The following is a 23,223-nucleotide window of genomic DNA, read 5'->3' as shown; positions in this document are numbered from 1 at the left end:
CATGAAGATACGCTGCTCACAATCAATGTTATTCTGTTTCTTCTTCCTCTAGCTCAAACTCTGTCTCATCAAAGTCTTCAAAGCCGCCGAAATCAAGGTCTAATTCTTCTGCAGAGTCAATGATTTCTTGTGGAACTTCAATGTTTTCAATTTCGTTGAAGTTTGAGAATGTTCCTGTTGAATGCTGAATCATCGAGATTTTCTCGCCTTCAGCTTCCATTGAGAATTCCATCATCATATCGATTGCTTCTTGATAGAATGTTTCTTTATTGATGTGAAGCGTGTAATCTAATTGAGTAATATCCATCATTGATGTTAACTCACCGAAACCTTCGCCTAAGTTTTCGCCAAACATCATATTCAGCTGGTCAGCCATTTGATCAATCGTCTGATCTGAACCTTCCACTGTAATAACGTAGTGATCGCCATCCTCTGTCATCGTTAAATTCTCAGAATAGCTTTTTAAGATCTCAAGCTGCTCTTCAGGCTGTATTTGCATTTCTTGAAGGGCAAGCAAATCTTGTGTGAAGTCATCTGGATACTTGAACCAGACATCTTCCATACCGTCATTCATATATGCGCCGTCTTCAGTAAAGTATACTTTCGCCATTAAGTCGCCTTCATCAAAATCAGGAACTTGCATAGACGTTTCTTGATAGAGGGCAAATGGATTTTGTGTTGCATCCATTTTCATTGTCATTTTCGTTGCAATGGTCTCGTCCTCACCTAGAGTCGTTTCTTGATCGACTTCCATCTCTGTAGAGAAGCTTTCAACACCGTTCATTGCTTCAATTGATTTAGCTAAAACATCTTCTACTGTAAGCTCCTCACTGACTTCTTCTTCTTCAGCAGGCGCTGTTTCTTCAGCTGCCGGCTCTTCAGCAGGTTCCTCTCCCTCAGCTGGTTCAGCCGCTTCCACTTCTTCTGGTTCATCAATCTCTGTTGTAGAGCTTTCATTACAACCTGTCATGATCATCATAGCGGCAATACCAGCACCTAGCCATTTCATTTTTTTCATTTGTTCATCCCCTTTATATTGTTGCTCCATATGTCATGTTTCATTTTACCAGAGAGTACCAATTGATGATAGGTCATTCTTATAATCAATTGGTAAAAAGAAGGGAAATCATTCTTTTTGCTCATGAAAAGGATAAGAGAAAGGACATAATAGAGACAGTGAATTATTCCCTAATGTAGGTAAAATGAAACCTAAAAAGCAAACGTTTACAACTATTTTAGTATTGCACTTTATAAATTTACTATTTTTTCTGTAAATTCAAGATGAAACCGTTTGACAACAGAATCTGACGCTGCTATAGTAAAAGTGTGGAAATTATTCCACGTGAATTAAGTTACGAAGGGAATGTGAAAACATGCAAGGAAAAGTAAAATGGTTTAATGCAGAAAAAGGTTTCGGTTTTATCGAGCGTGAAGATGGAGACGACGTATTCGTACACTTCTCAGCTATCAATTCTGAAGGATTCAAGTCTCTAGACGAAGGTCAAGACGTTGAGTTTGAAATTGTTGAAGGTGCTCGCGGACCTCAAGCTGCAAACGTAGTTAAGCTTTAATTCACATTCCTGGGCAGGAAATGAACTATAGCTATAACGATACAACCCATTCCGGTTTCGGGATGGGTTTTTACTTTTTCAAGATAGATTATCCCTGCAGTTTCATTTACTTTTGTCGAATGAGGGAAGTTTTGGAACGTGTGTCTCGATCGTTTTTGGAAATGTTATAGATGTGGCAATCTCTTACCTAGAAAGGCTTCTGCGCCATTGGAGTGGTGGAACGCTTGTGTTATGTGAACACCTTATGAACGCCTGATGTAGAATGTTGTCACATTATTAAATCTTTTTAAAGGTTTAAGAAGGAATAGATGAAGGGTATGTAGAATATTAAGTACATAGAAAAGGAGGAGTTCTTTATGAATTATAATATTCGTGGCGAAAACATCGAAGTAACTCCAGCATTACGCGACTATGTTGAGAAAAAGGTTGGGAAGCTCGAGCGTTATTTTGACACTACCCCTGTAGCGGATGTCAATGTACGCATGCAGGTGTTAAATAACCAGCATATTATTGAGATTACAATCCCAATGCCGCAGCTCTTACTACGTGGTGAGGAAACTCATACCGACATGTATGCTGCTATTGATAATGTGATTGAAAAGCTTGAAAGACAAATTCGTAAGCACAAAACAAAAGTAAACCGTAAGTTCCGTCAAGAAGGAAGCTTAAAATATATGTTCAAGAATGAGTTAGAGCCTCTTGAGCAGGAAGAAGTCGAGCCGGATGAAGATGAAATTCAAGTGGTTCGTAAAAAGCGCTTTAACTTAAAGCCTATGGATGCAGAAGAAGCGATTTTACAAATGGATATGCTAGGCCATAATTTCTTCGTCTTCTCAAATGCAGTAAATGGCGATACAAGCGTTGTCTACCGTCGTAAAGATGGCAAGTACGGCTTAATCGAGCCAGAAGCTTAAAATAACGTGAAAAAGGAGTGCAGCCACCAGCTGTGCTCCTTTGTTTTGTGTATGGGGTGAGGGATGATAGCGTCAGTCTCTACCCAAGGGCCTCGTACAGCCTTGTTTCCATTAAGACGGTATCAATTGGACAATTTTCTGAGTCACGGCCGTATTGCCATGCCCACACATTGGCATCACAACTCGGTCGTGCCGGATTATAGCGCGGAATACGGTTTTTAGGCGTTGTGCCGGGCTCTGGTTCCGCACTAAAGATGACTGCTTGCTGGCGGATGCTCTCGCTTGCCTCAGACGCATTGCAATACGCTTCATTAAAGCCGCCTTCTACCGGATCGCCTAAAAAGCCTGGGCGGTAAGGACTCGTATAAAACGCATCGGACCAAGCAATCAGCCATGCTGGATCTACATTGAAGAAGTTTTCAATAGTAGCGAAAATGAAGCTGCCTTCTAAAATGCCGAGCCGTCTTGCTTGGAAGATCGCATTACGTGCGGCCACTGCCCCGGCACGTTCACCGACTGCTTCACTGAAATTGTTATAGATCGGCATAATCTTCATCCCTTGATCGCGGATAAAGTGTATCTCTTCAGGAGTCAGACCGTCGCATACATTTTCAATCGTGGTTAGGTAGCGGCCCCAAAAGTCAGGCTGTCCGTACGAGGAGGTGACGCACTCATACAGCTCTTGTGTGACAGCTGCGGCCGAGTCCACCCCCCAATTGATACTTCGTTGATTTCTATACATTTGATGACCTCCTTCTTTATGACCACGATATGCAAGGGGTGCCAAGTTGGAAGGATGTCTAAATGAAAAAAAGAGGAAATCACCTAGAAAAGGTGATTTCCTCTTTATACTTATAAGCTGAATCCAGCTGGTACTACATTTAGATCAATGCCCCAGAATAGCGGCACCATGAAGTACACGGCAAGGACGATAAGGAAGGCAGCAATCAAGTTAATTAAGAACCCGACTCGTACCATCTCGATGATTTTTAATTTACCTGTACCGAAAATGATTGCATTTGGCGGTGTACCAACTGGAAGCATGAATGCACAGTTAGCAGCCATCGCACAAGGAATCATAAGGGCAAATGGGTGAATATTTAACGCTAGGGCAAGCGACGCAACAACTGGAATGATCATTGTCGCTGTTGCTGTGTTTGATGTGATCTCTGTTAAGAATAGAACGAATAGAGCTGTGGCAGCGATCATGACGATTAGGTGTAAACCGTCAAGCACTGTCAGCTGCGTACCCATCCAATCAGATAAGCCTGTTTCTCTAAATCCAGCAGCAATCGCCAGACCGCCCCCGAATAGAAGCAGCACGCCCCAAGGAATGTCACGAGAATCTTTCCATTCTAAAATACGAGAACCAAATTTACGTGAAGTTGGAATGACAAACAGCATAACAGCGGCTAATACGGCAATCATACCATCACGTAATTCAGGAACAAGATCGACCCAGATGAATTCACGGGAGATCCACATGAATGCGGCAAAGGTGAAGACAGCAGCCACTGCTTTTTCTTCAAATGACGTTTTTCCAAGCTTCGAGCGTTCGTTTTGAATTAAGTTTTTGCCTCCAGGAAGGCCTTTAATGCTCATCTTAAATGCCATGCGGCCAAGATACATCCACGCAATGACTAATAGAAGAATAACAACAGGAACCCCGACTAACATCCATCGTGCAAATGAAATTTCAACATCAAATAATTGCTGTGCTTGTGCAGCTAAAATAATATTTGGCGGCGTCCCGATTAACGTACCAAGACCACCGATCGTTCCGGCATAACCTACACCGAAGATCAGCGCTTTTTCAAATTTCGGCAAGTCGCGCTCCTCAGGCTTTCCTTTAAGAGCAGCTGCTACTTGAGCCGTAATAGCAAGTCCCATCGGCACCATCATCATAACGGCTGCCGTATTTGATACCCACATTGATAAAAATGCTGTTGCAATCATAAATCCAAGTAAAATACGCTGTGTGCTCGTTCCAATAAATGCGATAATCGCTAGAGCCATACGCTTATGCAGGTTCCATTTTTCCATCGCCGTAGCAATAAAGAAACCACCTAGGAATAAGAAAATGATATCGTCACCGTAAGCAGAGGTTACGGTACCCCCATCAAGTGCGCCGGTAATCGGCAGTAAAAATATCGGCAGGATCGACGTTGCCGGAATTGGAATCGCCTCGGTGATCCACCATGTCGCTACCCATAACGTAATTGCAAGAACAGCTCTTGCTTCAAAGCTTAATCCTTCTGGTGAGAAGAATAAGATAGTAAGTAAAAAGAGTGCCGGACCTAGGACAAGGCCGATCATTTGTGCTTTTGAATAGGATTTTTTTGGTTCGTTATCATTATAACCCGGCTGCATTGACTGCCCTTCACGTGAGCTTGTGGCGCTTGCATTTGCAGCTTTTGCAGCTGATCCTTTTTGATAGGAAAAGACATTGAGTAGTTTTTTCGTTTGACGGTGTGAGTGCCACAGGCCGTTCCAAACATTCGCTACCATACTTTTCATGTTTAAAGCCTCCCTCTCTTGAAAGCGGTTTCTTTCTTTATATTCTGAATCATTTGAGTCTTATCGTATAGTTTTAGAAACTATTATGCAGGGTTTTGTAACTAAAGAAAGTGAGGGAGTGTAGGTGTGTTCCAGTATTTGTTAGCATTTGCTGGAATAATTGGAATATTTGCTAGAAAAGTCACCTGGTTGGCTAGAATAAATGACGGCTTTGCTAAAAAAGACAACAAATTTGCTGAAAAATCCCCCTGCTGAGCGCTCAGTCCCCTGTATAAAACACCGCACCAAACCAAAAAACTGCCGCAAACACGGCAGTTTCCGCTTATTTCCCTTCCTTTAATACACTCACAATATAATCATATCCTTGGTTGGTCAGCTTATATTGATGCAGCGGGCGGCCTGTGCGCTGATAATCGACATCGAACAGGAGAATATCTGAGTTTGTTAAATATTGCAGGTACTTACGCAAAGATACGCGTGAGATGCCTGTTGCGTCTACTAGATCATTGGTAGAAAACCAGTCGCTATGCTTATTAATTTCTCGCAGCACGCGTATGTACGTTTCTTTTGTGATTCCTTTTGGCAAGGGGAGATCAGCTTTTGGGACATTTTTATTTGAATTTCCTTTTGTTAAAAATAAACGGTCAACCTCTTCTTGCTGGATGGCTTCTTTTTTCATATCTTGAAAGGTCTGCTTATAGCGCAAGAGCGCATCTTGAAAACGATCAAACTCAAACGGCTTAATTAAATAGTCTACCGCACCGAAGCGGAGGGCAGTTTGAATTGAGCCGCGGTCATTGGCGGAGGAGACGACGATCACATCAACCGGATGATTCTCGCGTCGCAGTTCCATTAATAGGTCCAGCCCGTTCTCATTTGTCATATATACATCTAGTAAAATTAAATCAACAGCTTCCTCGTTTAAATACGTCCAGCCCTCCTCAATGCCGCGTGCGACACCAACAAGCTTAAACTCTGGAATTCTTTCAACGAAGATCGCATTAAACTTAGCTACCATCGGGTCATCTTCAATAATGAGTACTCGTATCATGGTTGGTGTAGGGAATGCGTGCCTTAAACGTCATTCCTTCTCCTTTCTGTGAATCAATTTCTAGCTCTCCGTTTGTACGGCGGATTGCTTCATTAATTAGATACATGCCGTAGCCGCGGTCGCCGCTTTTGGTCGTTTGCTTTTTCTCCAGCCAATTTCTTGGATGGTCCTCATCAAGCCCCGGCCCGTTATCTTCTACTGTCCATTCTAAGTAACCATCCTCTGAATATGAAACGTCAATATATAGTTCCTGCACATCTTGTTCTTTAATCGCTTCATAGGCGTTATCCAGTGAGTTGCCGATGACGGTAATGAGAGAATCCAGCACCTCAGCTTGTCTAATCGATGGCCACGGCATCTCACCGCATAAATCAACTTCGACGCCTTGTTCTTCTAGGAAACTTAATTTGTTTAGAAGGTAGCCGGCTAAGACTGGGTCCTTCACGTAGTCTGAGATCCAGCCGACATCCTTTTGATAGAAGTCAGAGATTGTTTGAATGTAAGATTGCAATTCATCATAGGACTCGGTATAAACCATCGCCGAGATGACATGGAGTTTATTCATAAATTCATGGGTGTGGCTGCGCAGAGTCTCAGCGTATGTTTTAGCACCGGATAATTGCTCTAGCATCATTGTCAGTTCTGTTTTATCACGGAAGGTAGCTAGGGCGCCGACTAATCGGCCGGACGTCTTAACAGGGACATGATTAATGACTATATCGAGCTTATTCAGCTTTTCTGCTTGGTCTAATTTCATCTCTTTATGCACTAATACCTCATGCAGTCGGGAGTTTGGCATGTAGGATGCGACATGCTGTCCTAATGGATTACCCTTAAGCCCGGCACGTTCAAACATGCTGAGAGCCGCACGGTTTGCAACGACGATCACACCTTTTTCATCAATCGCAATAATTCCTTCCCGAACAGAAGCAAGCATCGCCTCGCGTTCTTTAAGCAGCTGTGAAATTTCACTAGGTTCAAGCCCATTTAAGACATTTTTAATCTTTTGCGCTAAAAACAGGGCCCCGATTAAGCCAGCTAACAAACCGAGAATAAGCCCGTAAATGATGCTTGTTTGACCTTCAATAATCGTTGAGCGGATCTGGCTTTGCAAAATACCGGTAGAGACAACGCCGATCTGTTCATCTCCGTCATAGACGGGTACGAAGGCACGCATTGACTCTCCTAATGTTCCTTCAGCAACTGACGTATAGGATTCGCCTTGTAAGGCACGGTCCTCATCACCGCCGACAAATCTCTCACCTATTAATTCTTCATTTGGGTGTGAAAGCCGAATACTGTTCATGTCCATGACGACAATATAATGTACATCTGTCAGGTCTTGAACCTCTTTTGTAAAGGCTTGTACAGAACCATCTTGATCCCCGTTGCGCAACCCGTAAATAACATCTGGCGTTTGTCCGATCGTCGCGGCGATCGTCCGTGCTTTCTCTTCAAGAGTCCTCTCGCTACGCTGGGCGGTATCGTAGGCAACGAGAAGGCCGGTTAACAGCAGGGCACTAACGACCACAATCGATACTAACAAGATGATAAGTGTTCGAAGTTGATACGGTCTCTCCTTTTTAAAATAGCTAAGCGGGTTCTTCATCAGAATTTCCTCATTTTTTTACATTTTCTTTCTACTATATCAAATGAAAGTCCTTAAGAAAATGAGTTTCTTCCTATTAACTAGGGAAAAGAGTTGCATGTAAAGGCTTGTTGAATAACAAGAAAGGCTAAGGTTCAGAAGATCTCCCACTATTTAATAAGTTTTACTTGATCCACGAGTCGTGCTGTCGATTCACTGACTGTAAGGCGGGTTCGTGTCGACATCTTCTAAGCCCCGGAGCGGTAATTACCTTGTAAGGGCAGATTTAACCTGTTAAAATTGAGCATATGCGAGATAAAGCTTCACGTTCATAGAAAGTTGTTGTTATGAGCTGAATGAAGAGAGGGCGAATTCAATGCTAGGACTACTTAAAAAAGTCATCGGTGATCCAAGTCAGCGTCAAGTAAAGAAAAACGAAAAGATCGTGGACCAAATTGATGCGCTGGCCGATGATATGAAAAAGCTATCAGATGATGGTCTTCAAAAGAAAACGTTTGAATTTAAAGAGCGTCTTGAAAAAGGCGAAAAACTAGATGACTTATTACCAGAAGCCTTCGCAACCGTTCGCGAAGCTTCAACACGTGTCCTTGGAATGACACCTTACCGCGTCCAGCTATTAGGCGGTATTGCACTGCATCAAGGAAATATATCAGAAATGAAAACAGGTGAAGGTAAAACATTAGTTGGAACACTCCCTGTTTATTTAAATGCGTTAACAGGAAAAGGCGTTCATGTTGTGACCGTCAATGAATACTTAGCTCGCCGTGACTGCGAAACGATGGGTGAGTTATACCGTTTCTTAGGACTGACTGTCGGACTGAATGAATCGGGTCTTACAAAAGAAGAAAAAGCAGAAGCGTACCGTGCGGATATTACGTACAGCACGAACAATGAGCTTGGCTTTGATTATCTCCGTGACAATATGGTGCTATATAAAGAGCAGATGGTACAGCGTCCGCTTCACTTTGCCCTTGTCGATGAGGTTGACTCCATCTTAGTCGATGAAGCAAGAACACCGTTAATTATTTCTGGTTCGGTTGAACGTTCAACCCAGCTGTACACGCAGGCAAACTCATTTATCCGCGTGTTAAAGGCAGAAGAAGATTACACGTTTGATGAGAAAACAAAAGCTGTTCAGCTGACAGAAGAAGGGGTTTCAAAAGCAGAGCGTGCGTTTGGAATCGAGAACTTATATGATCAGCAGCATGTTCAGTTAAACCACCATTTAAATCAATCATTAAAAGCACATGTCGTTATGCAACGTGATGGGGACTATGTGGTGGAAGACGGTGAAGTGGTGATTGTTGACCAATTCACAGGCCGTCTGATGAAAGGCCGCCGCTACAGTGATGGTCTTCACCAAGCGATTGAAGCAAAAGAAGGCATGCAGATCCAGCGCGAGAGCATGACACTTGCTTCAATTACATTCCAAAACTACTTCCGTATGTATGAGAAGCTTGCCGGTATGACTGGTACAGCCAAGACGGAAGAAGAAGAATTCCGGAATATTTACGGCATGGACGTTATGGTGATTCCAACCAACAAACCAATCGCCCGTATTGATAAGCCGGACCTTATCTATAAGACGATGGAATCGAAGTTTAGAGCGGTTGTTAATGAAATTGAAGAAATCCATAAAAAGGGACAACCTGTACTGGTTGGTACGGTAAGCGTTGAGACATCTGAACTTGTTTCAAAGCTGTTAAATAAACGCCGTGTACCGCATCATGTATTAAATGCGAAAAACCATGAGCGTGAGGCTGAAATTATTGAAGGTGCAGGTCAACAAGGTGCAGTAACGATCGCAACGAACATGGCCGGCCGTGGTACAGATATTAAACTAGGCGAAGGTGTACGCGAGCTTGGCGGTCTTCATGTTTTAGGTACAGAACGCCATGAGAGTCGTCGTATTGATAACCAGCTTCGTGGTCGTGCCGGTCGTCAAGGGGACCCTGGTTCATCTCAATTCTATTTATCAATGGAAGATGAATTAATGCGCCGCTTCGGATCTGATAATATGCGTTCTATGATGGAGCGTCTTGGCATGGAAGAGGATCAGCCGATCGAAAGCCGTCTCGTTTCACGTGCGGTTGAAACGGCTCAAAAACGAGTAGAGGGTAACAACTTCGATGCTCGTAAGCAAATCCTTCAATATGACGATGTAATGCGTGAGCAGCGTGAGATCATTTACAAGCAACGTATGGAAGTACTTGAGTCTGACAACCTGCGTAAAATTGTGGAGACAATGATTAAGGATGTCATTGATCGCACAGTCCGTCTGCACACACCTGAGAATGAAGTGCCAGAGGATTGGGATCTTATGGCGATCGTCAACTATATGAATGCAAACCTTCTTCAAGAGGGCGAGCTTGAAGAGAAAGACATTAAAGGCTTAGATTCAGAGGAAATGGTTGAGGCTATTACGGAGAAAGTGATTGCTCGCTACAATGAAAAAGAAGAGCAGTTCACACCTGAACATATGCGTGAGTTCGAGAAAGTTATTATGCTCCGCACGGTTGACCGTAAATGGATGAACCATATTGATCAAATGGATCAGCTGCGCCAAGGGATTCACCTGCGTGCATACGGGCAGAACGATCCGTTGCGTGAATACCGCTTCGAAGGTTTCGAAATGTTTGAGGCGATGATTGCTTCTATTGAAGAGGAAATCTCAATGTACATCATGAAGGCGCAAGTACAGCAGAACCTTGAGCGTCAAAAAGTAGCTGAAGGAAAAGCAGTTCATCAAGATACATCTAAACAAGAACCAAAGAAAAAGAAGCCAATCCGTAAAGGCGAAACGATCGGACGTAACGACGCGTGCATTTGCGGAAGCGGCAAGAAATACAAAAACTGCTGCGGAGCGGGGAAATAACAGCTCTAACGCATAATATAGGTTTGAATGGAGCCCCGCTTATGCGGGCTCCTTTAGCCTTTTCGGCAATAAATTTATGTAGGGAAATAATCAATGAGGTGAGCGTATGGAATTAGTAGAAGTGAAGCAAGAACTAGCAGCAATGGCCAAACGATTAACAGACTTTAGGGGGTCTCTTTGACTTAGAAGCAAAGCAAGAGCGCATGGCTGAGCTTGATGAGTTTATGACTGCCCCGGACTTCTGGGATGATCAAGAGGCTGCACAGACCGTAATCAACGAGTCAAATGGCTTAAAAGAACAAGTAAATGTTTTTTTAGAGCTGGAAGAAGAGTATGAGAACCTTGAAGTCTCCTATGAGCTTGTGAAAGAAGAAGCTGATGAAGAGCTTGAAAAAGAACTTGAGGCAGGAGTAAAAGAGTTAATCTCTCGTCTAAATGACTTTGAACTACAGCTTCTTTTAAGTGAGCCATATGATAAAAATAATGCAATTCTTGAGCTGCACCCAGGTGCTGGCGGTACAGAGTCACAAGACTGGGCATCTATGCTCCTTCGTATGTACACTCGCTGGTCCGAACAGCGCGGCTTTAAAGTTGAAACAATGGATTACCTGCCAGGTGATGAGGCTGGGGTGAAAAGTGTAACCCTCCTTATTAAAGGCCATAACGCATATGGCTACTTAAAAGCGGAAAAAGGGGTTCACCGCCTCGTTCGTATTTCTCCGTTTGATTCATCAGGACGCCGTCACACATCTTTTGTTTCTTGTGAAGTGATGCCGGAGCTTGATGATAATGTGGAAATTGATATCCGCACCGAGGACTTAAAAGTTGATACGTACCGTGCAAGCGGCGCCGGCGGTCAGCATATTAATACAACAGACTCGGCCATCCGTATCACTCACTTGCCGACAAACACAGTCGTTACATGTCAAAGCGAACGTTCACAGATTAAAAACCGTGATCAAGCAATGAAAATGTTAAAGGCTAAGCTTTATCAATTAGAGATTGAAAAGCAGCAGCAAGAGCTTGCCGAAATCCGCGGGGAGCAAAAAGAAATCGGCTGGGGGAGCCAGATCCGTTCGTATGTGTTCCATCCATACAGTCTTGTAAAAGACCACCGAACAAGCTTCGAGATCGGAAACACAAACGCAGTCATGGACGGCGATTTAGACGGATTTATCAATGCATATTTACGTTCATCTTTGAAGATGTAATGCTAGCAGGGAAGACTGTTCTATTAGGAACAGTCTTTTTTTGTGCGGTGGGGGAAGAGGGAGAGAGCGAGCAGAGTGGCGCATTTATTGCTTTAAGCGACGCTTAAAACGAAAAAGCAGCACAATAGTCTTTATGACTCGCGCAATTATAGATTGGACTGACGCAATTAACTTGTAATTGCGCCATTTGAGGAGATTATAGCGTCAGTGTTGGCAGGAATTGCGTCTGTGTCTGATTTATTGTATCAACTGAGCGCTCAATCTAGAGGTCATTCTGTTGATGCTCAGTCCCGCGCAAGCATCCCCACAACCCCTTCACCGCATTAACGAGCTCGCGTTTACAGCGCGAGGCCGTGGTGCTATACTACCGAAGGATTTAGGACATACTACGAAGAAAAGAGAGTGGGACAAGCATGGTGAACACAAGAAGACGGCCTGAGCCACGCAGCCGTTTAATGCAAGGAATGATTGATTATACGTATATTTTAGTTGGATCAGCAATCGTGGCATTGGCATTTAACTTATTTTTACTACCTAATAAGATCGCATCAGGCGGAGTAAGCGGGATTAGTACGCTGCTGACGTATACGGTCGGTTTTGAGCCGGCTTATACGTTATGGGCGTTTAATATTCCTTTATTTATTTTAGGGGTGCTGATGCTTGGCGGCTTTAAATACGGTATAAAAACGTTAGTCGGGACGATTTTCTTGCCGTTTGTCGTTTTTATTTCAAGAGATTGGTCAGTTGGGATTGAAGACCCATTACTCGGAGCTTTATTTGGCGGGATTGGAGTCGGTTTAGGACTCGGGACGGTATTCCGTGCGAATGCGAGTACAGGCGGAACAGATCTTGCAGCTCAAATTTTCAATAAGTACACTGGAGTATCGCTCGGCTTATGTGTATTTGTGATTGACGGCCTGATTGTAGCGACTTCAGCTGTCGTTTTTAGTCTGGAATTAGCACTTTATGCCTTAATTGCATTATTTGTTACAGGAAAAACGATTGATTTAGTGCAAATGGGGGTAGGATATGCAAAGGTAGCTCTTATTATCTCTGATCATCAAGAGGAAGTTCGCCAAAGCATTTTAAAAGATGTCGATCGCGGCGTGACGAAGCTTAGCGGACATGGCGGCTATACGGATGCTGAACGTCCTGTGCTGATGTGTGTGGTCAATCAGCAGGAGGTCACAAAATTGAAACAAATTGTCCGAGCCGTTGATCCAAAAGCGTTTGTCATTGTTACGAATGCCACAGAGGTGCTTGGGGAAGGATTCAAGCGAGCGTAAGGGGTAATAAATCGGCTATAATAATGTGTGATGGGTTTCTACCCAAATCTATCCAATTAGTTCTAACAAAAAGGAGGAAACACAGATGAAAAAGTTTTTATTAGCTCTTGGCGTAGTCGTTGCTCTTACAGCATGTGGCGGCGGAGATGAAGCAGCTCCACCAGTTGACGAGGAGTCTCCAGCAGTAGATGAAGCTCCAGCAGATGAGCCTGCAGATGATGCAACAGCTGGTGATTACGATGCAGAATCAGCTCGTGCTACATATGAGCAAAGCTGTATTGCATGTCACGGCGGCGATCTTCAAGGAGCATCTGGTCCTGGTCTAGAAGGAACGGGCTTGTCAGCTGCTGAAATCGAAGACATCATTCATAACGGGCAAGGTGCAATGCCTGCTCAAAACTTAGAAGATGAAGATGCAGCAAATCTAGCTGCATGGCTTGAAGCTCAATAAGCAATAAGATCTACTCTCATGATGAGGGTAGATCTTTTTTTGACAAAAATGCGTTAAACCTCTCATCCTTTTTTACAATTATGCTATCTGTTGAAACGAAAATGTAATATAAATGAACATGCACAAGTTTTAATAAATGGTATAATGGGTAAGCGAGCCGACAAGAAAGGCCCGTATTCTACAAAAAGTACAGGCGTCTAGCGCCGTATTATGTTGCTTATGAAAGCAGCGTTCGTAGGAATCATGAAGGTTAACAGACAACATGAGAGACTGAACGCAAGGAAGTGATTAGGTTTGATCGAAATGAAAGATGTTTGGAAAATGTATCCAAACAATGTTTCCGCAATTAATGGCATAAACATAATAATTGAAAAAGGTGAATTCGTTTATGTGGTTGGACCCAGCGGTGCTGGTAAATCAACATTCATCAAAATGATGTACCGAGAAGAACGCCCGACAAGAGGCGACATATTTATTGATAAGACGAACTTGTCTACCTTAAAAGAGAAGCAAATCCCACATCTGCGCCGCAGAATTGGTGTAGTGTTTCAAGACTTTAAACTTCTTTCAAGTCTTACAGTCTATGAAAATGTTGCGTTTGCTCTTGAGGTTATTGAAGAAGATCCATCAGTCATTAAGCGCAAGGTGATGGATGTATTAGATATCGTTCGCCTTAAACATAAAGCAAGAGCTCTGCCTGATGAATTATCTGGAGGGGAGCAGCAACGTGCAGCGATTGCACGTGCGATTGTTAACCAGCCGGAAGTTCTTATTGCAGACGAGCCTACAGGGAACCTTGATCCTGATACAGCATGGGAAATTATGGACATCTTAGAAGATATCAATCACCGCGGTACAACCGTTGTGATGGCTACTCATAACAAGGATATCGTAAACACGATCAAAAAACGTGTTATAGCGATTGAAAATGGACGGGTAGTGCGTGATCAGATAAGGGGGGACTACGGCTATGAAGTTTAGAACCCTCGGACGTCATGTAAAAGAAGGAACGAAAAACCTTGGACGAAACGGCTGGATGACGTTTGCATCGATTAGTGCTGTAACGGTCATGCTGCTTGTTGTAGGAGCGTTCTTACTTTTAATTTTAAATGCCAATAATTTTGCAAGCAGTGTAGAAGATGATGTAGAAATTAGAGCGTATATTGAATTAACGGCAACACCTGAACAACAAGAGGAATTAAGGACTCAAATAGAAAACACCCCAAATGTGGAGAGTGTAACCTTCTTAAGTAAGGATGAAGGTCTCGATCAGTTGATAGACAGTTTAAATGAAGCAGGAAGCGCTTTTGAATCGATTCGAGAGGAAAACCCGCTTAATGATGCATTCATTGTCAGAGCAGCGAGTCCGCAATTAACAGAATCTATTTCTCAGCAAATAGATGAAATGCCTTATGTAGAGTCAACGAATTATGGACAAGATTTTGTTGAGCGCTTGTTCGCTTTTACAGATCTTGCTAGGACCATCGGCGTCATTCTCATTGTCGGGATGATGTTTACAGCGATGTTCTTAATTGCGAACACGATTAAAATTACGATTATCGCACGTAAACGAGAGATCCAAATTATGAAACTAGTAGGGGCAACAAACGGCTTTATCCGCTGGCCTTTCTTTGTAGAAGGTCTGCTGTTAGGTGTTGTTGGTTCCTTAATTCCGATTGTCGTATTAGGCTTTGGTTATTCCTATCTTTACTCTGCGTATGGATCACAGTTTGAAACGTTATTTTTCTCACTGTTAACGCCATTCCCGTATATATGGCAAATCGCTGCTCTTTTAGTCGGAATCGGAGCGTTTATTGGTGTATGGGGAAGCGTAATGTCAGTTCGTAAGTTTTTAAAAGTCTAAATAAATGTAATAAAAGGTAGCAGCTTCTTGCTGCTGCCTTACATATGAGGAGGAGCAAGGTCGAATGAGGAGAAGAATCGGATTAGTCGCAGCAGCCGCAATACTTACATTCAGTTCGTTTGGATTTTCGCCGAAAATGGATGTAGCCCATGCCAACAGTGAACTTAAACAACAAATCTCTGATGTTCAACGTGAGCAGCAGCAAAACTCAGAAAAAGCAACTCAGACGGAAGCGGAATTAGAGAAAATTGAGGCAGAACTCGAGTCAGTGAATGCTGAAATGCAGGAAATTGATGAGCAGATGTCTGAAACAAACCAAAAGATTCGTGAAAAGCGTGGAGAAATTGAAGAAACACGTGCTCATATTGAAGAACTTCAAGGAGAGATTGCTATTTTAGAAGAGCGCATCGCAGAACGTGATGAACTATTAAAGGATCGTGCTCGTTCAATGTATCAATCTGGCGGATCTATTGACTATTTAGAAGTGATCTTAGGGTCTAAAGATTTCGGTGATTTCCTTGATCGTGTCAGTGCGTTAACGGTTATTGCACAGCAAGACCGTAGTATCCTAGAAGCACATATGGAAGATCACTTAGCTCTTGAAGAAGCGAAAGAGACCGTTGAAAGCGAGCTTGTTAATTTAGAGCAGCAGCTAATCGAGCTTGAAGAGTTAAGTGCTGAACTTGAAGCACAACGTCAAGAAAAAGATCGTCTTCTCGGTCAGCTTGAGCAAAAAGAAGGCGAGCTTCATACCGATCTTGGTAACTTAGATAATGAAAATGAAATCCTAAAACAGCAACAAGCAGCACTAGAACAGCAGCTTGCAGAATATGAAGCAGAACAAGAGCGTAAACGTCAAGAAGAAGAAAAGCGTAAAGCAGAAGAAGCTGCAGCAGCAGCGGCTGCAAGCCAGCAATCGACTTCAAGAAGTTCTGGATCAAGTTCAAATTCAAATTCAAGTTCAAGTTCAAACTCAAATGCAAGCAACAACACACAGCATAGTGCACCAGCAGTAACAAACTCTGGGTTTATGCGTCCAGCAACAGGGACAATTACTTCAACATACGGACCACGTGCGACATTCGGAGGCCGTATGCACCATGGTATTGATATTGGTAAGAACGGGCGTACAGGTGATGTTCCAATCGTAGCAGTAGCAGATGGACAAGTTGTTCAATCTTACTACTCTTCAAGTTACGGTAACACTGTTTTAATCTCTCACATGGTGAACGGACAGCAAATTACAACTCTTTATGCTCACCTTGAGAATCGTGAAGTGAGTAATGGAGACCGTGTATCAAAAGGTCAGCGCCTTGGTATGATGGGTAATACAGGTCGCTCATTCGGACCGCATCTACACTTTGAAGTACATGAAGGCGGCTGGAATGCTTCTAAATCAAACTCTGTTGATCCATTAAAATATATTCCACGTTAATCCTAACGTAAACCTCGCAGTCTCGTACTGCGAGGTTTTTTTCATAATCTTTCATACTATAAACACTCATCCTCTTTTGACTTACGAAACATCCTTGTTTAAAATGGAAGTATTAGATAGAAGCGACATAAAACGTACAAGCCACACATAAGATGAAGGTAAAGTAGGGCATTGCACATGCGCGTGTAATGCCTTTTGTTGCACATGAAAGAGTGTTCGGGGAAATAAATGCACGCATACCGCTCAATCTATGCGTTTTTTCTTGAAATGTTTTGAAAGATCGTAACAAATAAGATAATCAATCGGCCCTTGTGGTTTGAGATCAAGTGGGAGTGGTGAGGATGAATAGCAAGAAATTGCTTCTCATACTAGTCGCTGTAGTGGCGATCGGCTTAGGAAGTATCTTTTTATTTACAGGCTCATTTGCATTAGAAGGAAATGAAAGGGCATCAACAACTGATCCAGATAATCAGCCTGCAGAAGAGGTTCAGCTAGAGGATATTGAATCACTTGAGAAGATTGCGAAGACACTCGCCATTATTCAAGAGCAATATGTAGAAGATGTGAGTGAAGAAGAGTTGATTCAAGGGGCCATTGAAGGAATGCTTGATACGTTAGATGACCCTTATTCAGTGTATATGGATCAGGAAACGGCAAACCAATTTGTCGAGTCATTAGGTTCGAGCTTTGAAGGGATCGGAGCAGAGGTGAGCATGACAGACGGCACGGTGACAATTGTTGCCCCGTTCCGTGAGTCACCGGCAGAACAAGCAGGTCTTCAGCCGAACGATAAAATTATTGAAATTGACGGCGAGTCAACGGACGGTTTATCACTTTATGAAGCTGTGTTGAAGATCCGCGGAGAAAAAGGAACAACTGTAACGCTGACAGTAGACCGTGCAGGAGCAAGCGAATTTTTAACGATTCCGGTTGTACGAGATGATATTCCGATTGAAACAGTAAGAGTCAGCACGATTGAGCGTGACGGAAAAACGATCGGAATGCTTGACATTACCTCGTTCTCTGTTGATACAGCTGAACGTTTTGAAGAGGGTTTGGCGGAATTAGAAGCACAAGGTATTGATGGACTATTAATTGATGTTCGCGGAAATCCGGGCGGCTACTTAGATAGCGTGGAAAAAATCGGTAAGTTGATTATTCCTGGTGGAGAACCAATTGTTCAAATTCAAGATCGTGCAGGAGAGCGTGTTCGTTACGTATCTTCATTAGATGAGAGAAAGCCGTATCCGATTGTCGGTTTAACAGACCGCTCAAGCGCATCAGCATCAGAGATTTTATCAGCTGCTTTAATTGAAGCCGGTGATTACGATGTAGTTGGTGAGACGACATTTGGAAAAGGAACGGTCCAGCAAACGATTCAACTCGGTGATGGAAGTGAATTGAAGCTCTCCTTATTCAAATGGCTGACATCGGCTGGGAATGATATCAATGGTGAGGGGGTCGAACCTACTGTTGAAGTGAAGCAGCCAGATTATTTCTATTCGGCACCGCTCACAGGAGATGAGACACTGACACTTGATATGATGAACGAACAGATCCGCAGTGCTCAAACAATGCTTAAAGGACTTGGTCATGAGCCTGGCCGCACAGATGGATATTATGATGAACAAACGGAGCAAGCTGTTCGTGCCTTCCAAAAAGCTCAAGGTCTGAGTGAGACTGGTGATATTGACGAAGATACAGCAGGCACATTGCAGCAGCTCATTGTTGATGAAGTCCGCGATGAGTCTAATGACAAGCAGCTGCAAACAGCGATTGAGTTGATTATTAAACAAGCGAATTAATTACGAAGAGGCGGGGGTGAAACGAAGTCTCTAACCGGGCTCTTATCGCGAGCTTTTCTTATTGAAAAGTTCGGATAAGGGCCTTTTGTATGTAATAAACATGGGTATTAGCGGACTCGCCGCTCCTGAAATATGCTTCGCTTTCCGTGTGGAGCTAGTGAGCTTCCTCGGGCTATTGCTTTATAAAATTATTATGTGAAGCGTTGTAGTTATAGCTAGTTTATTTAACTTCAAGTAACTCAACCATGGATTATAGGGTACTCACCGCTCCTGAAATATGCTTCGCTTTCCGCGGTGAGCTACTGAGCTTCCTCGGGCTAAAGCCCTGTGGGATCTCAGCCCTGCTCTAGGCACCGCAGGAGTCTTCGCATATTTCATCCGCTAGGTTATTCCATTGAGTAATCCTTATGTGGGGCCATTTAGTTGTAGTTCGGTTCAATTTATAAAAGGGCATACATCCATTGGTTTATTTTCTAAGATGATTGATCAGTTGTTTAAATAGGAGCACTATATAACCTCCTCGCTCCGTTGATTGGAGCGGAAGGCAATCGACTCCTGCGGGAAGTGCGTGGCCATGGGAGACCCCACAAGAGTGAAACGATGAGGAGGCTCCCGGACCGCCCGCGGAAAGCGATTGCCTGCAGCGGAAATCAACAATTATTGCAGGTAGGGCGCTTTAGTAGCTTTAGGTGCGTGACCAGGGAGATCCAACAGAACGTAGCGACGAGGAAGCTCCCGGGCCGCCCGCGGAAAGCGATTGCCTGCAGCGGAGGTCAACAACTACTGCAGGGGGATGTTTTTTTAGTTGCATTATGTAGTTGAAAAACAAGACTTCAGATGAGTGCAACGACAGGGAAGATATCGTCTGCCCATGGAAAGCGTGTGCTTGCAGCAGAGATCAACAAATGCTGTCAGGGGGAGCTGTTCACCCTCTCCTATGTAGGAAATTATCAAAAATCACAATTTCTCATAGATCCTTTATCTCTTTTCCCCTTATATAATGTAGAATAGAGAGAAAGAGTTCTGGAGGCGTTAGATGTATGATGATCGACATTCTGAAAAGCTTGGGACTTACGATTGGCTCATTTTTCGCCAACCCCATCTTGTACATAGGATTATTTGTGATATTTTTAATTGCGCATCGCCGCGTTCAAAAAGAACGGGTAGCGTTTCATACGCGAGTGACAGATAAGATTGCTGACTTTGTCATTCCGTTCTTGCCTGCACTATTGATTGGACTCCTTATTTCAGCCGCAACGCTTGGAATTGGAATTGTGATCACAATGGAAGTGGTATTTGTGATGATTGCGGCTTCGATTGTGATGGTGTTAACTACATCAGTCAGGTGGATGTCACCTTCTTATATTATAGGCCTGACACTTTTAGCTGTGGCGTTTGCACCCGTATTTACTGAGGTTATTATGCTGCAAAATATCGCTGCTTTTCTGAGCGGCTTCCCGCTGCATTATATAGCTGTTATTCTTGCTCTGTTAGTAATTGGGGAAGGACTCCTTATTTACCGTAATGGAGATGTGTATACATCGCCTGGTGTTGAACGAAGTAAACGCGGTAAATGGGTAGGATTTCAAGAGGCTAAACGATTATGGATTGTTCCGGTCTTCTTCTTTGTACCGACAGGAATCATTCCTGGCTTTGAGTATTGGCCGGTATTCTCTTTAGGTGAGACAAGCTTTCAGCCGATCCTGTTCCCTGTACTAGTAGGGTTTGGCCAGCGTGTTCGTTCCGCTCTTCCGAAAGAGCCTATTAAGATGATGGGCATGCGAGTGGCAGGGCTTGGGGTGTTTTTAGGCATTCTTGCAGCAGCGAGTTATTGGTATCCGTTTGTAGCAGTACTGGCTGCTTCCCTTGCGATCATTTTACGGGAAGTATTATGGATGCTTGCCAAGGCTCGTGATGAGGCAGGTCCATCATTTTACGGCTCAAGGGATAAAGGCTGCGTCATTTTAGGGGTGATCCCAAATAGTCCTGCAACCAAAATGAAGCTGCAAGTAGGAGAGACAATAGTTAAAGTGAATGGTCAGACCGTCCATGATGAGAACAGTTTCTATGAGGCGCTTCAGCTTAATGCTGCTGCCTTCTGTAAATTAGATGTGCTTGATCATTCTGGGGAAGTTCGATTTACGCAAGGTGCCCTTTATGACGGAGAACATCATCAGCTAGGTGTATTATTAGTAAAGCAAGACTATCAATTGCAAGATTCGGTGGTTTAAGCTTGAGATAAAGTAAAGGAGAAATCGTATAACGCATGTCAGAAATATTATTAGCATTGTTCGCCCCGTTCTTGCTAATGGTCATCACCACAAGAGTAACCTTTAGTTTGGTCGGAGCAAGTATTGTCACATGGATGGTCATTCTGTCTGTCATCAGTGTGTATGATAAACCTTGGTGGCTTTTGCTGATCGCCATACCTTCCTTTGCAGCAGGCGTCCTTATCGCTAAAAAAGTATTAATCAAACGTCCAGGTATGTAGCAGAGAGTCGAGAAATCGGCTCTTTTTCTTTATTTAAATACCACACAGTTTCAAATTTAAGGAAAATAAATGAGGACGTACGTTCTTATTATTTGCTTTTAACCTAGCTGGTTGTGATATACTATTGCTAAGAGATCATAGGTTCGTGAGGAGGTTTTTTGGTGGATCAGACATTTGAACTTAACTCGCCTTATCAACCAGATGGCGATCAGCCTGCTGCGATTAAAGAGATTGTAGCAGGGATAAAAGAAGGAAAAAAGCATCAGACTTTGCTTGGTGCAACAGGTACAGGTAAGACATTTACGATGTCTAATGTTATACAAGAAGTAAACAAGCCCACATTAATTATCGCCCATAATAAAACTCTTGCAGGCCAGCTTTATAGTGAGTTTAAAGAGTTCTTCCCAAACAATGCTGTAGAGTATTTTGTCAGCTACTATGATTATTACCAGCCAGAAGCTTACGTCCCTAGTTCTGATACGTATATTGAAAAAGATGCAAGTATAAATGAAGAAATAGATAAACTTAGACACTCGGCTACAAGTGCGCTTTTTGAGAGGAAAGACGTCATCATTATTGCCAGTGTCTCTTGTATTTACGGCTTAGGTTCGCCTGAGGAGTACCGCGACTTAGTCGTGTCTCTTAGAACTGGAATGGAAATGGACCGTAATGCCTTATTGCGTAATTTAGTAGACATTCAATATGACCGAAATGATGTCAATTTCACGCGTGGTACGTTCCGAGTTCGCGGCGATGTCGTAGAAATTTTTCCGGCATCTCGTGATGAACAATGTATTCGTGTGGAGTTTTTTGGTGATGAAATTGATCGGATGACAGAAGTAGATGCGCTGACAGGTGAAATCAAAGGCGAGCGAAATCATGTAGCCATTTTCCCAGCATCCCACTTCGTTACCCGTGAAGCAAAGCTTAAAAAAGCGATTGCTAATATCGAAGTAGAACTTGAAGAACAGCTGAAGAAAATGCATGAGGAAGGGAAGCTTCTAGAAGCACAGCGTCTTGAACAGCGAACGCGCTATGATTTAGAGATGATGGCTGAAATGGGTTTTTGTTCAGGCATTGAGAATTATTCACGTCACTTAACATTGCGCGAAGCAGGAGCTACTCCTTACACGCTGCTTGACTTCTTCCCTGAAGACTTTTTGCTGATTGTTGATGAGTCCCATGTTACACTTCCGCAAGTTCGGGGAATGTATAACGGAGACAGGGCTCGAAAAGAAGTACTCGTTAATCACGGATTCCGTCTGCCTTCAGCGCTAGATAACCGGCCTTTAAAATTCGATGAATTTGAAAAGAAGGTTTCACAAAGCGTCTATGTTTCAGCAACACCGGGTCCGTATGAGCTTGAACACACACCGAAAATGGTTGAGCAGATTATCCGTCCGACAGGCTTACTCGACCCAACCATTGACGTGCGCCCGATCGAAGGCCAGATTGACGATATGATCGGCGAAATTAATGCAAGAGTCGAGAAGAATGAAAGAGTGCTTGTCACGACACTGACGAAGAAAATGTCCGAGGATTTAACTGATTACTTAAAAGAGATCGGCATCAAAGTACGTTATCTTCATTCTGAAATCAAAACGCTTGAGAGAATTGAGATTATTCGTCAGCTGCGGATGGGGACGTTTGATGTGTTAGTCGGCATTAACTTGCTGCGTGAAGGGCTTGATATTCCTGAGGTGTCTCTTGTTGCGATACTAGATGCTGATAAGGAAGGGTTCTTGCGTGCAGAACGTTCATTAATTCAAACGATTGGACGTGCTGCTCGTAACTCTAATGGTCATGTCATTATGTATGCAGATAAGATGACTAAATCGATGCAGATCGCCATTGATGAAACGGCAAGACGCCGCAGCATTCAAGAAGAATATAATGAAAAGCATGGCATCACCCCTAAAACGATTCAAAAGAAAATTCCAGAGGTGATCCAGGCAACAATTGTATCGGATGAAGACGGCGAAACAACAGCCGCACCGAAGACGAAACTAAGTAAGAAAGATAAAGAAGCGATGATCGAACGAATGGAAAAAGAAATGAAGGATGCTGCCCGCGAATTAAACTTCGAGCGTGCGGCAGAGCTTCGTGATTTACTATTAGAGCTAAAAGCGGAAGGGTGAACAGG

General features: G+C 43.3%; 18 protein-coding genes. 13 read left to right on the top strand and 5 right to left on the bottom strand.

Annotation, left to right across the window (positions count from 1 at the left end; translation table 11 throughout):
* Nucleotides 1–28: 28 nt before the first annotated feature.
* Entirely contained in the window at nucleotides 29–1,018 is a 990-nt protein-coding gene (locus A33I_RS14840) for a DUF6612 family protein (protein WP_022629125.1), read from the bottom strand.
* Between the two features lie 355 nt (nucleotides 1,019–1,373).
* Between A33I_RS14840 and A33I_RS14835 the strand changes: the two genes are divergently transcribed.
* Together A33I_RS14835 and hpf are read left to right on the top strand one after the other, a co-directional pair.
* The gene (locus A33I_RS14835) at nucleotides 1,374–1,571 is read left to right on the top strand and encodes a cold shock domain-containing protein (protein WP_012960443.1); all 198 of its coding nucleotides are present in this window, start codon (nucleotides 1,374–1,376) and stop codon (nucleotides 1,569–1,571) included.
* A 356-nt stretch (nucleotides 1,572–1,927) separates the two neighbouring features.
* Nucleotides 1,928–2,485 (top strand): ribosome hibernation-promoting factor, HPF/YfiA family, encoded by a 558-nt coding sequence (gene hpf / locus A33I_RS14830; RefSeq protein ID WP_022629124.1) that lies wholly within the window; start codon nucleotides 1,928–1,930, stop codon nucleotides 2,483–2,485.
* 79 nt (nucleotides 2,486–2,564) lie between these two features.
* On the opposite strand, the gene A33I_RS14825 is transcribed toward hpf, so the two are convergent.
* From A33I_RS14825 to dcuS, 4 genes are all read right to left on the bottom strand, one after another.
* On the bottom strand, nucleotides 2,565–3,227 hold the full coding sequence (locus A33I_RS14825; RefSeq protein WP_022629123.1) for a glycoside hydrolase domain-containing protein: 663 nt from the start codon (nucleotides 3,225–3,227) through the stop codon (nucleotides 2,565–2,567).
* A 110-nt stretch (nucleotides 3,228–3,337) separates the two neighbouring features.
* Complete coding sequence (locus A33I_RS14820; protein WP_022629122.1) at nucleotides 3,338–5,002, bottom strand: SLC13 family permease; 1,665 nt, start codon at nucleotides 5,000–5,002, stop codon at nucleotides 3,338–3,340.
* Between the two features lie 322 nt (nucleotides 5,003–5,324).
* Nucleotides 5,325–6,020 (bottom strand): response regulator, encoded by a 696-nt coding sequence (locus A33I_RS14815; RefSeq protein ID WP_235806198.1) that lies wholly within the window; start codon nucleotides 6,018–6,020, stop codon nucleotides 5,325–5,327.
* Between the two features lie 10 nt (nucleotides 6,021–6,030).
* Entirely contained in the window at nucleotides 6,031–7,662 is a 1,632-nt protein-coding gene (dcuS, locus tag A33I_RS14810) for a DcuS/MalK family sensor histidine kinase (RefSeq protein WP_022629119.1), read from the bottom strand.
* Between the two features lie 355 nt (nucleotides 7,663–8,017).
* Between dcuS and secA the strand changes: the two genes are divergently transcribed.
* From secA to uvrB, 11 genes are all read left to right on the top strand, one after another.
* Nucleotides 8,018–10,537 carry a preprotein translocase subunit SecA gene (gene secA, locus A33I_RS14805; RefSeq protein ID WP_022629118.1) on the top strand — a complete coding sequence of 840 codons (2,520 nt, stop codon included), beginning with the start codon at nucleotides 8,018–8,020 and terminating at the stop codon, nucleotides 10,535–10,537.
* Between the two features lie 106 nt (nucleotides 10,538–10,643).
* A protein-coding gene (prfB, locus tag A33I_RS14800; RefSeq protein WP_152976483.1) for a peptide chain release factor 2 occupies nucleotides 10,644–11,748 on the top strand; the annotation gives its coding sequence in 2 pieces (ribosomal slippage) (nucleotides 10,644–10,715 and nucleotides 10,717–11,748; 1,104 coding nt in all).
* A gap of 413 nt (nucleotides 11,749–12,161) precedes the next feature.
* Nucleotides 12,162–13,034 carry a YitT family protein gene (locus A33I_RS14795; RefSeq protein ID WP_022629115.1) on the top strand — a complete coding sequence of 291 codons (873 nt, stop codon included), beginning with the start codon at nucleotides 12,162–12,164 and terminating at the stop codon, nucleotides 13,032–13,034.
* A gap of 85 nt (nucleotides 13,035–13,119) precedes the next feature.
* A complete protein-coding gene (locus A33I_RS14790; RefSeq protein WP_022629114.1) occupies nucleotides 13,120–13,485 on the top strand; it encodes a c-type cytochrome in 366 nt (121 codons plus the stop codon).
* Between the two features lie 294 nt (nucleotides 13,486–13,779).
* Nucleotides 13,780–14,466, top strand: coding sequence for a cell division ATP-binding protein FtsE (gene ftsE / locus A33I_RS14785; RefSeq protein WP_022629113.1), 687 nt, complete (start codon nucleotides 13,780–13,782; stop codon nucleotides 14,464–14,466).
* Complete coding sequence (gene ftsX / locus A33I_RS14780) at nucleotides 14,456–15,349, top strand: permease-like cell division protein FtsX (RefSeq protein ID WP_022629112.1); 894 nt, start codon at nucleotides 14,456–14,458, stop codon at nucleotides 15,347–15,349. Before ftsE ends, ftsX begins: the two co-directional genes overlap by 11 nt.
* Before the next feature lie 64 nt (nucleotides 15,350–15,413).
* The gene (locus A33I_RS14775; RefSeq protein ID WP_022629111.1) at nucleotides 15,414–16,784 is read left to right on the top strand and encodes a murein hydrolase activator EnvC family protein; all 1,371 of its coding nucleotides are present in this window, start codon (nucleotides 15,414–15,416) and stop codon (nucleotides 16,782–16,784) included.
* A gap of 341 nt (nucleotides 16,785–17,125) precedes the next feature.
* Nucleotides 17,126–18,589 (top strand): S41 family peptidase, encoded by a 1,464-nt coding sequence (locus tag A33I_RS14770; RefSeq protein ID WP_022629110.1) that lies wholly within the window; start codon nucleotides 17,126–17,128, stop codon nucleotides 18,587–18,589.
* 1,040 nt (nucleotides 18,590–19,629) lie between these two features.
* The gene (locus A33I_RS14765; protein WP_022629109.1) at nucleotides 19,630–20,820 is read left to right on the top strand and encodes a PDZ domain-containing protein; all 1,191 of its coding nucleotides are present in this window, start codon (nucleotides 19,630–19,632) and stop codon (nucleotides 20,818–20,820) included.
* Nucleotides 20,821–20,855: 35 nt separating this feature from the next.
* Nucleotides 20,856–21,080 carry a DUF2198 family protein gene (locus tag A33I_RS14760; RefSeq protein ID WP_022629108.1) on the top strand — a complete coding sequence of 75 codons (225 nt, stop codon included), beginning with the start codon at nucleotides 20,856–20,858 and terminating at the stop codon, nucleotides 21,078–21,080.
* Between the two features lie 161 nt (nucleotides 21,081–21,241).
* Nucleotides 21,242–23,218: an excinuclease ABC subunit UvrB gene (gene uvrB, locus A33I_RS14755; protein WP_022629107.1), complete on the top strand. Its 1,977-nt coding sequence runs from the start codon at nucleotides 21,242–21,244 to the stop codon at nucleotides 23,216–23,218.
* The last annotated feature ends 5 nt before the right edge of the window (nucleotides 23,219–23,223 follow it).

Origin of the sequence: Alkalihalophilus marmarensis DSM 21297, assembly GCF_000474275.2 — a bacterium.
Lineage (GTDB): Bacteria > Bacillota > Bacilli > Bacillales > Bacillaceae_D > Alkalihalophilus > Alkalihalophilus marmarensis.
The sequence above is the reverse complement of the archived record's forward strand: the minus strand, read 5'-3'. Positions and strand labels throughout refer to the sequence as shown.

Coding starts and splice junctions, on each gene's coding strand:
- A33I_RS14760 (WP_022629108.1), top strand. CDS start 20,856: ATGTCAGAAATATTATTAGCATTGTTCGCCCCGTTCTTGCTAATGGTC.
- A33I_RS14790 (WP_022629114.1), top strand. CDS start 13,120: ATGAAAAAGTTTTTATTAGCTCTTGGCGTAGTCGTTGCTCTTACAGCA.
- A33I_RS14770 (WP_022629110.1), top strand. CDS start 17,126: ATGAATAGCAAGAAATTGCTTCTCATACTAGTCGCTGTAGTGGCGATC.
- A33I_RS14775 (WP_022629111.1), top strand. CDS start 15,414: ATGAGGAGAAGAATCGGATTAGTCGCAGCAGCCGCAATACTTACATTC.
- secA (WP_022629118.1), top strand. CDS start 8,018: ATGCTAGGACTACTTAAAAAAGTCATCGGTGATCCAAGTCAGCGTCAA.
- dcuS (WP_022629119.1), bottom strand. CDS start 7,662: ATGAAGAACCCGCTTAGCTATTTTAAAAAGGAGAGACCGTATCAACTT.
- A33I_RS14795 (WP_022629115.1), top strand. CDS start 12,162: ATGGTGAACACAAGAAGACGGCCTGAGCCACGCAGCCGTTTAATGCAA.
- A33I_RS14765 (WP_022629109.1), top strand. CDS start 19,630: ATGATGATCGACATTCTGAAAAGCTTGGGACTTACGATTGGCTCATTT.
- hpf (WP_022629124.1), top strand. CDS start 1,928: ATGAATTATAATATTCGTGGCGAAAACATCGAAGTAACTCCAGCATTA.
- A33I_RS14820 (WP_022629122.1), bottom strand. CDS start 5,002: ATGAAAAGTATGGTAGCGAATGTTTGGAACGGCCTGTGGCACTCACAC.
- A33I_RS14815 (WP_235806198.1), bottom strand. CDS start 6,020: ATGGTAGCTAAGTTTAATGCGATCTTCGTTGAAAGAATTCCAGAGTTT.
- A33I_RS14835 (WP_012960443.1), top strand. CDS start 1,374: ATGCAAGGAAAAGTAAAATGGTTTAATGCAGAAAAAGGTTTCGGTTTT.
- A33I_RS14825 (WP_022629123.1), bottom strand. CDS start 3,227: ATGTATAGAAATCAACGAAGTATCAATTGGGGGGTGGACTCGGCCGCA.
- A33I_RS14840 (WP_022629125.1), bottom strand. CDS start 1,018: ATGAAAAAAATGAAATGGCTAGGTGCTGGTATTGCCGCTATGATGATC.
- ftsX (WP_022629112.1), top strand. CDS start 14,456: ATGAAGTTTAGAACCCTCGGACGTCATGTAAAAGAAGGAACGAAAAAC.